The 13,367-nt window shown below is 65.8% G+C and carries 14 protein-coding genes and 1 pseudogene; 1 reads left to right on the forward strand and 14 read right to left on the reverse strand.

Features of this window, described 5'->3' with window-relative positions:
- Window positions 1-7: 7 nt before the first annotated feature.
- The 3 genes from AC3FKH_RS00810 to AC3FKH_RS00820 all read right to left on the reverse strand — a co-directional run bounded on the left by AC3FKH_RS00810 (window position 8) and on the right by AC3FKH_RS00820 (window position 1,952).
- A complete protein-coding gene (locus tag AC3FKH_RS00810) occupies window positions 8-907 on the reverse strand; it encodes a glutamate/aspartate ABC transporter substrate-binding protein (RefSeq protein ID WP_488672863.1) in 900 nt (299 codons plus the stop codon).
- A 164-nt stretch (window positions 908-1,071) separates the two neighbouring features.
- Complete coding sequence (locus tag AC3FKH_RS00815) at window positions 1,072-1,416, reverse strand: hypothetical protein (RefSeq protein WP_488672138.1); 345 nt, start codon at window positions 1,414-1,416, stop codon at window positions 1,072-1,074.
- A 59-nt stretch (window positions 1,417-1,475) separates the two neighbouring features.
- Window positions 1,476-1,952, reverse strand: coding sequence for an ion channel (locus AC3FKH_RS00820; protein WP_488672140.1), 477 nt, complete (start codon window positions 1,950-1,952; stop codon window positions 1,476-1,478).
- A gap of 153 nt (window positions 1,953-2,105) precedes the next feature.
- Here AC3FKH_RS00820 and AC3FKH_RS00825 point away from each other — a divergent pair, with 153 nt between their 5' ends.
- Window positions 2,106-2,354, forward strand: a complete 249-nt coding sequence (locus tag AC3FKH_RS00825) for a hypothetical protein (RefSeq protein WP_483710378.1) — start codon at window positions 2,106-2,108, stop codon at window positions 2,352-2,354.
- Window positions 2,355-2,447: 93 nt separating this feature from the next.
- Here the strand turns inward: AC3FKH_RS00825 and AC3FKH_RS00830 are convergent, their stop codons facing one another.
- From AC3FKH_RS00830 to AC3FKH_RS00880, 11 genes and pseudogenes are all read right to left on the reverse strand, one after another.
- Window positions 2,448-2,780 carry an RcnB family protein gene (locus AC3FKH_RS00830; protein ID WP_488672142.1) on the reverse strand — a complete coding sequence of 111 codons (333 nt, stop codon included), beginning with the start codon at window positions 2,778-2,780 and terminating at the stop codon, window positions 2,448-2,450.
- A 156-nt stretch (window positions 2,781-2,936) separates the two neighbouring features.
- On the reverse strand, window positions 2,937-3,701 hold the full coding sequence (locus tag AC3FKH_RS00835) for a DUF4410 domain-containing protein (protein WP_488672144.1): 765 nt from the start codon (window positions 3,699-3,701) through the stop codon (window positions 2,937-2,939).
- Window positions 3,702-3,876: 175 nt separating this feature from the next.
- Entirely contained in the window at window positions 3,877-5,205 is a 1,329-nt protein-coding gene (locus AC3FKH_RS00840) for an ATP-binding protein (RefSeq protein ID WP_488672865.1), read from the reverse strand.
- On the reverse strand, window positions 5,205-5,918 hold the full coding sequence (locus AC3FKH_RS00845) for a response regulator (RefSeq protein ID WP_488672146.1): 714 nt from the start codon (window positions 5,916-5,918) through the stop codon (window positions 5,205-5,207). Before AC3FKH_RS00845 ends, AC3FKH_RS00840 begins: the two co-directional genes overlap by 1 nt.
- Window positions 5,919-6,050: 132 nt before the next feature.
- Window positions 6,051-6,989 (reverse strand): hypothetical protein, encoded by a 939-nt coding sequence (locus tag AC3FKH_RS00850; RefSeq protein ID WP_488672148.1) that lies wholly within the window; start codon window positions 6,987-6,989, stop codon window positions 6,051-6,053.
- A gap of 139 nt (window positions 6,990-7,128) precedes the next feature.
- Window positions 7,129-8,346, reverse strand: coding sequence for a hypothetical protein (locus AC3FKH_RS00855; RefSeq protein ID WP_488672150.1), 1,218 nt, complete (start codon window positions 8,344-8,346; stop codon window positions 7,129-7,131).
- Window positions 8,347-8,461: 115 nt separating this feature from the next.
- The gene (locus AC3FKH_RS00860) at window positions 8,462-8,923 is read right to left on the reverse strand and encodes a cupin domain-containing protein (RefSeq protein WP_488672151.1); all 462 of its coding nucleotides are present in this window, start codon (window positions 8,921-8,923) and stop codon (window positions 8,462-8,464) included.
- Between the two features lie 791 nt (window positions 8,924-9,714).
- On the reverse strand, window positions 9,715-11,376 hold the full coding sequence (locus tag AC3FKH_RS00865) for a cation acetate symporter (RefSeq protein WP_488672153.1): 1,662 nt from the start codon (window positions 11,374-11,376) through the stop codon (window positions 9,715-9,717).
- Complete coding sequence (locus AC3FKH_RS00870) at window positions 11,373-11,678, reverse strand: DUF485 domain-containing protein (protein WP_483710370.1); 306 nt, start codon at window positions 11,676-11,678, stop codon at window positions 11,373-11,375. The genes AC3FKH_RS00865 and AC3FKH_RS00870 overlap by 4 nt, the downstream gene beginning before the upstream one ends.
- A gap of 335 nt (window positions 11,679-12,013) precedes the next feature.
- Window positions 12,014-12,298 (reverse strand): annotated as a pseudogene (locus tag AC3FKH_RS00875) (porin); the annotation flags it as partial.
- Window positions 12,299-12,338: 40 nt separating this feature from the next.
- Window positions 12,339-13,304, reverse strand: coding sequence for a Bug family tripartite tricarboxylate transporter substrate binding protein (locus AC3FKH_RS00880; protein ID WP_488672155.1), 966 nt, complete (start codon window positions 13,302-13,304; stop codon window positions 12,339-12,341).
- Between the last annotated feature and the right edge of the window lie 63 nt (window positions 13,305-13,367).

The raw sequence follows: 13,367 nt of genomic DNA on the forward strand, positions 1-13,367 counted from the left end.
CCACCGGCTACTCGAACGCGTGGTCGTTCGGGTTGGCGTAGGCCTTCTTCACCGGCTCGCTCATCGGGAACTCGAAGTTGATGTTCTTGGGTGGCACGGGCTTGAGGAACCACTTGTCGTAAAGGGCATTGATCTCGCCGCTCTTCATCAGGCCGGTCAGCACGCCGTCGACCAGCTGCTTGAAGCCGGGATCGTCCTTGCGCATCATGAAACCGTAGGCTTCGAACGATTGCGGCGTGCCGACCACCACCCAGTCGCCCGGATTCGGCGCGAGCGTGCGGGCACCGGACAGCAGCACGTCGTCCATCATGAACGCGGCCACGCGTCCCGACTGCAGGATCAGGAACGATTCGCCATAGTCCTTGGCGCTCTGGATCGTGATATTGGCGTGCTTCTCGTCGTTCAGCTTGCGCAGGATGCGCTCGGAAGTCGTCCCCGCATTGGTGACCACCGCCTTGCCAGACAGGTCGGAGAAGTCATGCACCGGGCTGCCCTTCTTCACCAGCAGCCGCGTGCCGGCCACGAAGAACGTGGTCGAGAACGCCACCTGCTCCTGCCGCGACTTCAGGTTGGTGGTCACGCCGCACTCCAGGTCCACCGTGCCGTTCTGCACGAGCGAGATGCGGTTCTGCGACGTGACCGGCACCATGCGGACCTGCAGGTTGGCCACGCCGGTCTCCTTCTTCACCTCGTTCACCACGCGGTCGCAGAGATCCTGCGAAAAGCCGATCACCTTCTGGTTGCTGTCGTAGTACGAGAAAGGGATCGACGACGTACGGTGGCCGATCGAGATGGTGCCGGACGCCTTTACCTTGCTCAGCGTGGGGCTGCCGGCTACGTCGACGGCCTGCGCGGCGCCGGCGACCAGGGTGCCGGCCATGGCCAGGCTCAGGCAGGTGAGTTTCATGGGATGCATGGTGGCTCCTTTGAATGGCGATGTTGGGGGCGCCGTCGAGGTGATGGGATGCTAGGTGTTTAGCAACGTATGTTCCATCATGGATTACCATGAAACGCTTGTTCTACTTATCCTGTTCCCCTCCTCCGTCTTTCAGCCAGGGCGCAATCCAGCCCTCAATCCGTACACTTGGTCCGATAGGTCTCCTGCAGTTCCTTCTTGGGTCGTTCCCTTTCGAGTTCGGGCACTACCCTGCCCTGGGCGGTTTCAATGGACTGACCACCGACCTGGTACTCGCGTTTGGGTGCCCCGCCAATCTGCGCCGCCAGTTCGCGGCATTCGGCGGCGAGCGATTCGCTGCGGGATTCGGGCCGGTACGGCGACGAACCTTCCTGTACCGCATTCCCGATGGCCGCGGCGGCGGCGTCCTTGCCGTCCTGCCGCTGCGCGTGGGCGCTGCACACGGTGCCAAGCGCAAGGATTGCGGCAAGGCGGAACATCCGTTTGAATCGACTCTGCATGACAGGTTCTCCTTTGTTATGCGTGGCTCGCGGCACGTAGTATCGCCCAGCCCGGGACGCTACTGCTCCGAGCGCCTCTCCGCGTGTACCTTCTCATCGAACTGCCAGTCGCGTCGCATCATCACGTAGGTGAATGACGTCGACCAGCCGATCAGGATCAGGCCGACCAGCGGTTCGATACTGGCGATCAGGCGGCTCGCGCCGACCGGGTAGATATCGCCCAGGCTCTGCGTGGTGTAGGTCTCCAGGGCGAAGTAGACATAGATCACCGGCGTGATCTCGCGGCTGCCGGTCAGGCCGCCCAGGCCAAGACCGTGGTCGCATATCCAGAACCCCAGCGCAAAGACCATGGCCTCCAGGCAGTGGACCACGATGATGCACATGATCAGCACGCCGATATTGACGCGCCCGCTCCAGCGACTGGGGTGCAGCGCCGAGAACAGCCGCAGCGCTTCATAGTGGATGGCCACCACCGTCACGGTCAGGATGGCGGCGCACAGCAAGGCCAGGGAGTAGTGCTCGGCGGTGAATTCCATGCGCGGTCAGGACGGTCGGGACGATGCCAGCCAGTGCGGTACCTCGAACATAACACCGGAATGCCTGCCGGGGCACCTTCGCAGCAGGATCCCGGGCGCCGCCATCGCGCATCGACTATGCTGGATTTCCCAACCTCATGAACGGGAGGGAACGTGCGCAAGACTCTTTCTGTCCTCGCGGCAATCCTGCTGGCTGGCGCCAGCACCGTTGCCCTGGCCCATAACTGTCCCAACGAGATGAAGGCGATCGACGCCAAGCTCTCGACCAAGCCCGCGCTGTCGCCGGAAGACGCCGCACGCGTGCAGAAGCTGCGCGCCGAAGGCGAGGCCTACCACAAGGCCGGCCAGCATGATGACGCCATGAAGTCGCTGCTCGAGGCGAAGAAGATCCTCGGCATCTGACGCTGTCCGCACCACAAGGAAACGCCGCCCGCGCAGGTCAGCCCGCGCGGGCGGTTTCTTTGTTGCGGGAGGATGAAGTGGACGCGATCCGCGTCAGGTTCCGGCGCCCACCTGCTGGATCACGCCATTGGGCGCCACCAGGTAATAGTTCGCACCGACCCCGACCCAGTGCGTGCCCTTGCGCGGCGCCGGCAGGCTGTATTGCTTCCAGTCATCGATCACATACTGGCGGTCGCGGAACTCGGTGGGCAGGCGATCGCCCTTCTTCCATTCCTGGACCTGCATATAGGGCGACGTGGCAGCGGCAGAGGCCGGCGCAGCGGGCTCGGCCATCTTCGACTTGCCCTTGTGCTGGGCAAAGCTGGCGGAAGCCGTGAGGACGCCAGCGATCAGCAACAGCGCGGGTAGCGCTTTTTTTGTCTTCATGGTGATCTCCTTGCGTACGGAAGGGCGAACTGCCGGTGCAACCGGACAGCCACTACCAGCTTAGTCACAAATCGCCGCATGCGCTTTCAGCAGCCGTTGGAGTGCCTCGCCGGGCACCCATTCACGCGAGCTCCCCACCAGGCACTCGAACCACGCTCAGTTGCCCGCAGCGACCGAGAGCCAGCCCTCTTCCGTGCTCGCGGCCGTTACCTGCCTGGCGATCGAACCCGCCAGTCGCGTGGCGTCGGCGTAGATGCTGTCGCGCTTCGCTTCGGACACGCCGTGCGCGCCCGTGCCGGCCGCGGCGGCCGTGGCAATGTGGCCAGCCGCCGCCCCCACGCCGGCGGTCTCGGCAACACCGGGCATATGGCCGCTGTCGGCCGTCGCAACGAAGCTTTGCAGCGGCACCGGCGCACCGTTGGCGGGCTTGTACGAGATCCGCACGGCAACGCCGACTTCGCTCTTGCCGGCGCCCAGGCCAATCAGCAGGCGACGGCGGCTGGAGCCTTCATCGATCTTGCTGAAATCGCCATCGACGATCAACGCGCTGGCATTGGCCGGGGCCGGGCCATCGGCACGCACGGCATGCAGCCCCTCGGCTTGCAACTGGCGCACGATCTCGTCCGCCACGTGTTCGCTGGCTTCCGCGGCCGTGCCGGACTGCGTGCTGGCGGACGCGCCCCCGGAGGCCATCGTCTTCAGCTTCTGCGCGAAACCACCGTCCAGCTTCACTTGCCCCGCCTCGGCCTTGAACGCATGCACATAGATGACGTCCGCGTGCACCGGCTGCATCAGGCCGGTTTGCTGGATGCCGGTCACGCCGGCGCTGGCGCAGCCGGCGGCAAGCATCGCGCTTGCAGCAACGGCGGCAACGGCCAGGCGCTTGGTGTTCAGGGCGAGAGCTTGGAAGGGGGTACGCATATCAGGTCCTTTGTCGGGGGCGGGTGCCATTCAGTGGTCGGGAACGCTGTCATCGCGAGTTGTTGCGGTGCGTTGCGTCTCGGTGACCAAAGTATGGAAATTCCCTCTGCAAAGCGCCATGCGGCAATTATTTCGCGCGATGTCACGGCGTGGCGCCATGACGTGCGCCGATGCGCTAAACGCCTGGCGTGTGCAACGGCAGCGTCACCACGGCCTCCAGGCCGCCGCCATCGCGCGCGCGGAACTGCAGCGAGCCGCCGTGCAGGCGCGCAATGCGATCGACGATCGCCAGGCCAAGGCCGGTGCCGCCCGAGTGGCTGCGCGCATTGGCGCCGCGGCTGAACGGCGCCTTGAGCTGCTCCAACTCCGCCGCCGTGATGCCGGTGCCGCGATCGCACACGGCAATGCAAGCGTGTTGGCCGTCGCGCCACGTGCGCACGCCGAGGCCGGTCTTGCCGTAGACGACCGCGTTCTGCATCAGGTTCATCAGCAGGCGCAGCAGGCTGACGGGCCGGTACGGAACCGGCGGCAGATCGCCGAGCGAGAGCGCGAACGCATGGCCGAGCCCGGCGAAGTCCGACGCGAGCTGGCCGACCAGCGCGTTGAGATCCCCGGGCTGCGGCAGCTCTTTCTCGCCGCTGCCCGCATAGTCCATGAACTGCTGCAGGATGGTCTCGATGTGATCGAGATAGCCTTCGGCCGATGCCACGAAGTCCTCATCGGCGCCACGCGGGATCGACATGGCCATCGCCAGTCGCAGCTTGGTCAGCGGCGTGCGGATATCGTGCGAGACCCCGGCGAGCATCAGCGCGCGCGTCTGCTCGGCCTGCTGCAGCGCCTGCGTCATCTGGTTGAAGGCGCTGCTGACCTGGGCGATTTCCGTGGGGCCATCCGTCGGCAGCGGCGGCGGTGATTCGCCCGCGCAGATGTGGCGCGCGGCCTGCGCCAGGTCCCGCAGCGGACGGTTCAGGTGAAGCTGGATCAGGTAGCCGGTCAACGCGGCCAGCAAGGCCAGCGCGGTCGACAACACCAGTGCCGTGGCGATGCCGCCCGCGCGCGCATCCTCGGTCATCGGCATGGCGACCCAGCGCGGGAGGTCCGCCACATGCAACCGGATCCATAGCCGTTCGTCATCGCCGGACTGCCATCGCACTGGCATGTCGGGCGGCAGGTGGCGCTGCAGGGCCTCCAGGAACACGTCGCGCTGGTAAGTGCGGAACAGCAGCAGCACGTTCGGGTCCGCCCGCGGCGGAGCCTGTTCGGGGTCCTGCAATTGCGCGCCGAGCCGCTGCGCCACCGCACCGCCCGTGCCTGCCGGCATGGCGCCCAGCACGCCGTCGAGCATCTTCACGTAGTCGGAAAAAATAATGGCTGCGCGCTCGATGCGGGGCCGCTGCACGAAATGCAGCAGCACGCTCAGGGAACAGGCCTGCGTGATCGCCACCAGCACGACCAGCAGCGCGATATTGCGCGCGAGCAGCGAGCGCGGCACCCCGATGCGCATCACGACTCGACGCCGGCCACCAGCATGTAGCCGACGCCCCACACGGTCTTGATAAAGCGCGGCTTGGACGGATCGTCCTCGACGATCTGGCGCAGCCGCAGGATCTGCACGTCGATGCTGCGATCGAGCGCATCGTGATCGCGTCCGCGTGCGCGCGCGAGCAGGTTGTCGCGGCTCACGGCGCGGTTGGGTGAAGAGCCCAGCGCGTGCAGCAACAGCATCTGCGCGGAATGCACCTCCACCGGCTCGCCGCGCCGCATCAGCGTCTGCTTGCCGACATAGAAAGTGAAATCGCCGAAGCGCAGCGTTTGCGAGGTCACGGTCGGATCGCCCGCGGCCATTTTCTGGCGACGCAGCAGCGCGCGCACGCGCGCCACCAGTTCATCGGGCACGAAGGGCTTGGCAAGGTAGTCGTCGGCGCCGGTTTCCAGGCCCGCCACGCGGTCCATCGGATCGCCCTTGGCGGTCAGCATCAGGATCGGCAGCGTCTGCCCTTCGGCGCGCAGGCGGCGGCAGATGGCGAGGCCGTCCTCGGGCTCCATCATCAGGTCCAGCACGAGCAGGTCATAGGGCTCCCGGTGCAGGTGGCGGTCGAGCTGCTTGCCGTCGGCGACCGCGCGCACGCGGAATCCGTGCCCGGTCAGGAAGCGTTGCAGCATATTGCGCAGCTCGGCTTCGTCGTCGAGCACGATAATCCTGTTCACCTGCTCCATGGCGGGTTCTCCGGCATAGGCCTCGCCCCACGGCGTCCTGGAGAAACAATACACAAGACGGGCACTGCCATCATCGTTCTCCGTGGTATAGCCGGCGCACGCCGTCGAGCAGGACGCTGCGCGAGGTATCCGTTACACGATGTGCGCGGGCACCCACATGCCGCCGGCCCAGTGGCCCGGCACCATGACCGCGGCCCTCGGCGGGCGTGCCACATACACCGTGCGAGGCGCGACATACACGGTGCGCGGCAGCGGAGCCGCGCCAACGACAACCGTCGTCGGGGGCGGCGGCACTGCGACTACCACCTTTGCGGGCGGAGGCGCGACATAGACGGTGGCCGGTGAGGGCGGGGAGGGCGGGATATAGACCGTGGCCGGTGGCGGCGGGACAACCACCGGCGGCGTAGCCACGGCCACGACCGCAGTGCCTGTCGTCACGGTGCCCGTGGCAACGGCCGTGCTGCCGTGGACGACGGTGCTGCCGCCGCCCGTGGTCACGACGCCCGGCGCTACGCTGGTCGCGCTGCCGGCGTGCGTAACTGTGCCGCCATCCGCACCGGTGACCGTGCCCGAGCGCGCACAGGTCGCGACGGCGCAGGTCGTCGAGGCCGAGTGGCCCACGGTGTTGCCGTTCGCGCCAGTCACGGTGCCTGACGAGGCGTACTGGCCAGCACCTTCGCGCGTCACCGATCCTGCGGTATTGGCGGTTTGCCCGTCCGGCCCGGTAAGGCTGCCGGTGTGCGAGCACGTGCCGCCGGCGCAACTGGTATTGCCATCGTGCTGCACCGAGCGGCCGTTCGGGCCGGTCGCGGTGCCGCTGTTCGAGAACTGCCCCGGCGCGTTGCGAGTCACGGTGCCGGTGTTGGTGGCCAGGCCGCCGTAAGGGCCGACCACGCCACCGGCATGCGAGCAGCTGCCGCCACCGCAGGAGCCGAAGTGCGCGCCGTTGTAGGTGCCGCGCGGCGTGTAGGCCGTTCCGTGGCCGGACCACCCGGCCAACGCCGGGGTGCTGGCCAGGACGATCAGCGCACCGGTGGCGGCGGCAAGCAGGCGGGGAAAGCGTGAGGTCATGTCAGGTCCTTCAGTTTCGGTTTCGGCCGGCCAGTGCGGCGGCAACGGACCGAACTATAGGAGGACATCCCGCGCCTGTCGCCGTGGAAAAGATGTCGCGGTATTTCACGGCGCGGGGCGGCTGCGCGGCGTCCAGGCGCTATGGCGCGGTCTTCCCCACTTTTTCATCCCGCGCCGAATAATCGTAAAGATGCGTGTTGTCCGGCGTCTCCCCCACCCTGGTACCCAGCGGGTGGAACAGAACGCCGCGCCGGAAATTCCGGCTGTCCGACCTGGCGTTACGGTTGGCAAGCTCGGCGGCCTCGGCATAGGCCATCGGGACCTTCTCTTTCTCGATTTCGAGCCGCAACGTCTGCTCGTCGACGCGCACGCTGTACCGGCCCAGGTTGTAGAGCAGATACATGGCATAGAGGTTGTCGAAGTCCTTGTAGGCGCCCTGCTCCCGGCGGAAATCCAGCGACAGGACCGAAGGAAAGCGATTGGGCAAATCCTTGAAGGCGACCTGGTCTTCCTCCAGCGGGTCCACATAGGTCGATCCGCCATACTTCTTGTACAGCACGACATCCATGCCGTAGCCGCGCGCGCCCCACTCGCGGATGAGCTTCATCGCCATCTCGGTCGGAACGTTGGCGTTGGCGGCGGCGACCACCCGGCGTCCGGACAGGATCCTGGCGCTCGTCACCGCCAGGTCCTTGTAGCCGGCGCCATACCGGAATGCCGCGCCAGTGGTCTTGGCGCAATTCAGGCGCAAGTAGTCATACCGGATCTCGCCCCGGTGATACTCGGTGTTCCGGGCGCGCCCGTGGTAATCGTCATTGATGCGCCGGAAGTAGGCAGCCAGCGCGGCCTTGTCGCTCGCGGGCACGCCGTGCACGCGCACGCCAATCACCGAGCGCTTGTAGATCTCGCCGAAGTCCAGGCCGAACGAGGCCGTCGGCGCCACCGAGGAGACCGTCCTGAACAGGTATTCCTGCTTCGGGATGGCGACCATCAGGTCATCGGTGTAATGGCCCGCCGCGTGCTTGGCGTCGCGGTCGGCATAGAAGTTGGCCGAATAGACGACATCATCGCCGGGGACCTGGTCGCGAATGGCCAGGGCAATATGGCCAGCGGAGCCGCCCTTGGAAGTACCGAAGCTGATCAACAGCTCGAGGTCATAGGGATCGGCGCGCAGGGCATCGGCGATTTCCACGAGATTGGCAGGTTCGGGGCCGCCCTTGCTGCCGAAGTCCGCGGCGCCCGCTGCCGTCGACAGCAGCGCGGCGATCGTCACGGCCACTGCCGCCAGCCCTGAGTTGCCAGGCAGATTCCCGATCGACGACAGCAGCATCCGCTTGCATGCCAGCACAGGCCACATCGCACCACCCCCGAAGTTTGGCGATGCCGCGATTATTACCGGGGGTGGCGGAACGCGTCGAGCCGGCAAGACCCGCGGCCGGACTCAGGCCGTGCCGGTCGTCACGGCCGGGGGCTCAGGCGTGCGGTGAATCGCCGGCCGCGACCGTCACGCCGCACTCGCTCGCGACCTCGAGCAGCCTGGCGATATCGGGCGGGCCGGGCGGGATCTCCTCATCGATCCGGGTGAACAGGCGGGAAGCCATGCCGCCCTGGCTGGTGACGGAGATCATCTCGCCGCCGCCGACGCCAAATCTGAAGTGATGCATGGTGCCGGCAGGCACATGCACGAACGTGCCGGGCGTGGCAGTGATGACCTGGTCGTCGTAGCCGATGTCGATGGTGCCGCGCGTGATGTAGAACGACTCGTCCCAGTCGTGGCAGTGCGGCGGCGGTCCGCTGCCCTCTTCGCCCTGTTGCAGGAAGACCTCATAGCCTTGCGTGGCGGTGTTTGGCGCCAGCACCGTGATCTTCTCTCCGACCACGTTGAGCGCGCGCGCATGCGCATCGGGAGTCACTGCGAAGGGTTGGGGCTTCATGGTCGGTTGCCTCCGGCAACGCAGGCCCCTGAGGGGCCTGTGCTGTCTGCAGAAGTGACCACCGGCGTCGTCGGTTGCGCGCGGGGCCAGCGCCCGCATTGCTCGATGCAGCCGACGGCGGGACGTTGCTGATCCTCGAACCAAGATAGCAGACGCCCCGCGCCGCGCACACCTTATGTGCGTGCGGACCGATGCATGAGCGGGCTTACCAGTGGAAGCCAGCAGCCACGCTCGCGCCGTAGGTGCTGCGCGCCGTGCTGCCGAATGGGTGCCGATCGCGATACTGCCTGGCGCCGTGGCCTGCGCATTGGCACCCCAGTGCCGTCTACGCAAAAGAGAAAGGTTATTCGGAAAATTGCGGGGGCGGCGTGCTTGGCATGCGCTGCTGTTTCGCCGGCGTAGCCGGCGACCTACTTTCTTGTCCGAGCGACAAGAAAGTAGGCAAAGAAGCGCGTTTACTTGTCCTAGCGGACGAATATTGATCGTAGTGTGCGAAGAATTTCGTACGGGTATGAACTTCAGAGAATGCCCGGCTGCCTGCCGCGTGGAGCGCGTCCGCCTGCAGGCTCTCCGGCAATGATTGAACCAGCCCCGAAACTGTCCGTGGCCCGACACTGCGAACGCCATCGCATCATCGCCTACGGCTGCTGCGCGGCTCAGTAGTCGGCAGGTGGGACGACATCAACAGCGCAGATGCTGGTGCCAAGAAGAAGGCCCGCGCATTGAGCCGGCGCGCGCCATGATGAAAGCGTTAGGGCAAGCGCGATCCTCGCCCCGTTATCCCGGAATTGTCAGTGAGACGCTCCTTCCACTGCGCCAATCCCGGTCTCCGAACGCAGCTCCTGCGCCTCGAAGCCCGCCTTGTCCACGCGAGCGCGCGTGGAACTGTCCGTCAGCGAGAAGATCCAGATGCCGACAAAGCCGATCGTCATCGAGAACAGCGCCGGAGAGGTGTAGGGGAACGGCGCATCCTTGAAGTGGAACACGTCTACCCAGACAGCCTGCGACAGGACGGTCAGCACGACTGCCGACAGCAGGCCGAGGAAGCCGCCGATCGTCGCACCGCGCGTGGTGCAGCCCTTCCACAGCACCGACATGAACAGCACCGGGAAATTCGCCGAGGCCGCGACGGCGAACGCCAGCGACACCATGAACGCGATGTTCTGCTTCTCGAACACGATGCCCAGCACCACCGCAACAATACCCAGCACGATCGTCGTGATCTTCGACACGCGCAGTTCCTCGGCGCTGGTTGCCTTGCCGTGCTTGAAGACGGTCTGGTACAGGTCGTGCGACACGGCCGACGCGCCGGCGAGCGTGAGACCAGCCACGACCGCCAGGATCGTCGCGAACGCCACGGCCGAGATGAAGCCGAGGAACACGTTGCCGCCCACCGCGCTGGCCAGGTGCACCGCCGCCATGTTGACGCCGCCAAGCAGCTTGCCGCTGCCATCCTGGAAGCTCGGGTTGGTCCCGACCAGCACGATCGCGCCAAAGCCGATGATGAACGTGAGGATGTAGAAGTAGCCGATCCACGTGGTCGCCCAGAACACCGACTTGCGCGCTTCCTTGGCGTTGGGCACGGTGAAGAAGCGCATCAGGATGTGCGGCAGGCCGGCCGTGCCGAACATCAGCGCGATGCCGAACGAGATCGCCGAGATCGGGTCCTTGATGAAGTTGCCCGGGCTCATGATCGAGTCCTTCTTGGCATGGACTTCTACCGCCTTGGCAAACAGCGCCTCGGGGCTGAAGTGATACTGGGCCAGCACCATGAAGGCCATGAACGTGGCGCCGCCAAGCAGCAGGCACGCCTTGATGATCTGCACCCACGTGGTGGCGGTCATGCCGCCGAACAGCACGTACACCATCATCAGCGCGCCGACGATCACCACCGCGACCCAGTACTCCAGGCCGAACAGCAGCTTGATGAGCTGGCCCGCGCCGACCATCTGCGCGATCAGGTAGAACGCCACCACCACCAGCGTGCCCGATGCCGCGAAGGCGCGGATCGGTCCCTGCTTGAAGCGGTACGCGGCGACGTCGGCAAAGGTGAAGCGGCCAAGGTTGCGCAGCCGTTCGGCCATCAGGAACGTGATGACCGGCCAGCCCACCAGGAAGCCGATGGAATAGATCAGGCCGTCATAGCCGTTGGCATAGACCGCCGCCGAGATGCCCAGGAACGAAGCCGCGGACATGAAGTCCCCGGCAATCGCCAGGCCGTTCTGGAAGCCCGTGATGCCGCCGCCGCCCGTGTAGAACGCCGCGGCCGACGTGGTCCGCTTGGCCGCCCACTTGGTGATGAACAACGTGCCGATCACGAACAGCACGAACATGCCGATGGCGGTCCAGTTGGTCGGCTGCTTGACCGCCTGCCCAAGGTCGCCCCCTGCCGCCAGCGCGGCCGTCGAAAGCAGCAGCGTGCCGCTGGCGAGGATTGCGTGGTTCGCTTTCATGCCACCTCCCGCTTGATCTGCTCGGTCAGTTCGTCATAGGCGTGGTTGGCATGGCGAACATAGAGACCGGTGATGACCACGGTGAAGATAATCACGAACAGGCCGATCGGCATGCCCCATGTCATCACGCCCGCGCCTGTCTTCGTGGCGAGCAGGTCCTTGTCGAAGGCGATCAAAAGTACATACCCGTAGTAGATCACGAGCATCACCGCGGTCAGCGCCCAGCCGAGCCGCGAGCGCTTCTGCACAAGTTCGCGATACGTCGGGTTGGCCTTCAGTCTTGCGACCAGTTCTTCGTTCATCTGTGTCTCCTGCCAATCGTGCTACGGCCTTGCCGTGGGCTGACCGTGCATGCGCCAGCAGCGCATGCGCGGTGGTCTCAGCCCCGGTCCGTGACGATAAGGTAAGGCCTGCCCCTTACCTGCTTCTTACACGGGACAGGCCTTCGCACCGGGGAAAACACGTAGATGATGCGTGAAGGAGACTGCGACGGCACTGGCAGCGGCGCGCATGCGCGCAAGTGCGGCAACGGACATGCGCGGCAGGCAGGCCGCTGACAGCGCGCGCCGCTGTCAGCAAGCCGTAAGCATCAGAACTTGTGCCGCATGCCGAGCGCAACGCCGACCATCGACGTGGCGCCGTTGCCGAGCACATAGCTGTTGCCGAGCGCCTGCGTGCCGCCGCCGAGATCCTCGACGCCGCGCAGGCCCCAGCGCGACCCCGACATGCCGCCCGATGTCAGCCGCACCACGTCATGCGCGGGGCCGGGGTTGAACCCGTTGGCGGCCGTCGGCACGGCGCCGGCATGGCTCACGTACTCGATGCTCGCATCGACCACGCCGTAGAGCGTGACGCCCGACTGGGCCCACGCGGAACAGGAACTGGCAAGCACCACGGCGGCTGCAAATCGATGAAATCTCACTCTGCTATCTCCTCTGTTGTTGTGATGTGTCTGGTCGCACTCATTCAGGCTTCACGCCGGCGTCAGCGATAACCTTCTCCCAGCGCGCCTTCTCCGCGTCGATGAAACGAGCACCGTCCGCGCGCGACATCGGCATCGGATATGTGCCGAGGTCTTTCAGGCGATCGATGAAGGCTTGCTGAGACAGGCTCTGGTTGACCGCCGCATTGATCCGGTCGAGCACCGGCATGGGCGTGCCCTTCGGCGCGAAGATCGTGAACCAGCCTTTGGCGACCAGGCCCGGTGCGGCCTCTTTGGCCAGCGCAATGCCTTCCAGGCCGGGCAACGGCGCATCGGATGTCACGGCGAGCGCCTTGAGCCGCCCCGCGCGAACGAGCGGCAGCAGCGGCGCGATGCCATCGACATAGACCGGGATATCACCCTTCACCACGGCCTGGATCGCCTGTGTCGTCCCACTGAAACTGACCTGGCGGAATTTCGTGCCCTGCAGCTGGCCCATCATCTCGGCCGTCAGGTGCGGCACCGAGCCGCGCGTAGGGCTGCCGATCACCACATCGTCAGGATGCGCCTTGCCGTCGCGCAGCACGTCGGACAGGTTCTTGTACGAAGTGGCCGTGCCCGCCACGAACATCATCGGCGTGTAGGCCACCGTGGCGGCCACGGCGGTATCGCGCTGGATGTCGAACTTCGCCTCCTTGTACATCACCGGCGTCGTCACGGCCGCGGCCGCGTGGAACAGGACCAGCGTGTAGCCGTCGGCGGGCGCCTGCTTCAATGCGCTCATGGCCACGATGCCATTGCCGCCCGGTTTGTTCTCCACGATCACCTGCTGCTTCCATGCGCTCGTCAGGCGTTCCGCCACCTGCCGCGCAATGATGTCGGGCGCGCTGCCCGCAATGGAGGGGACGAGGATGCGGATCATCCGGTCCGGATAGGCGTCCGCGTGCGCGCTCGGCGCAAGGATGGAACCGGCCAGCAAGGCCAGGGCAAGAAGGGGGCGCTTCATGTTGTCTCCGACGTCTGTTGCGCCTGACCCGAATGGCCGGCGCTTTATTTGATATGCACTCAA

This window comes from Cupriavidus sp. 21MJTG02-4 (assembly GCF_057798975.1).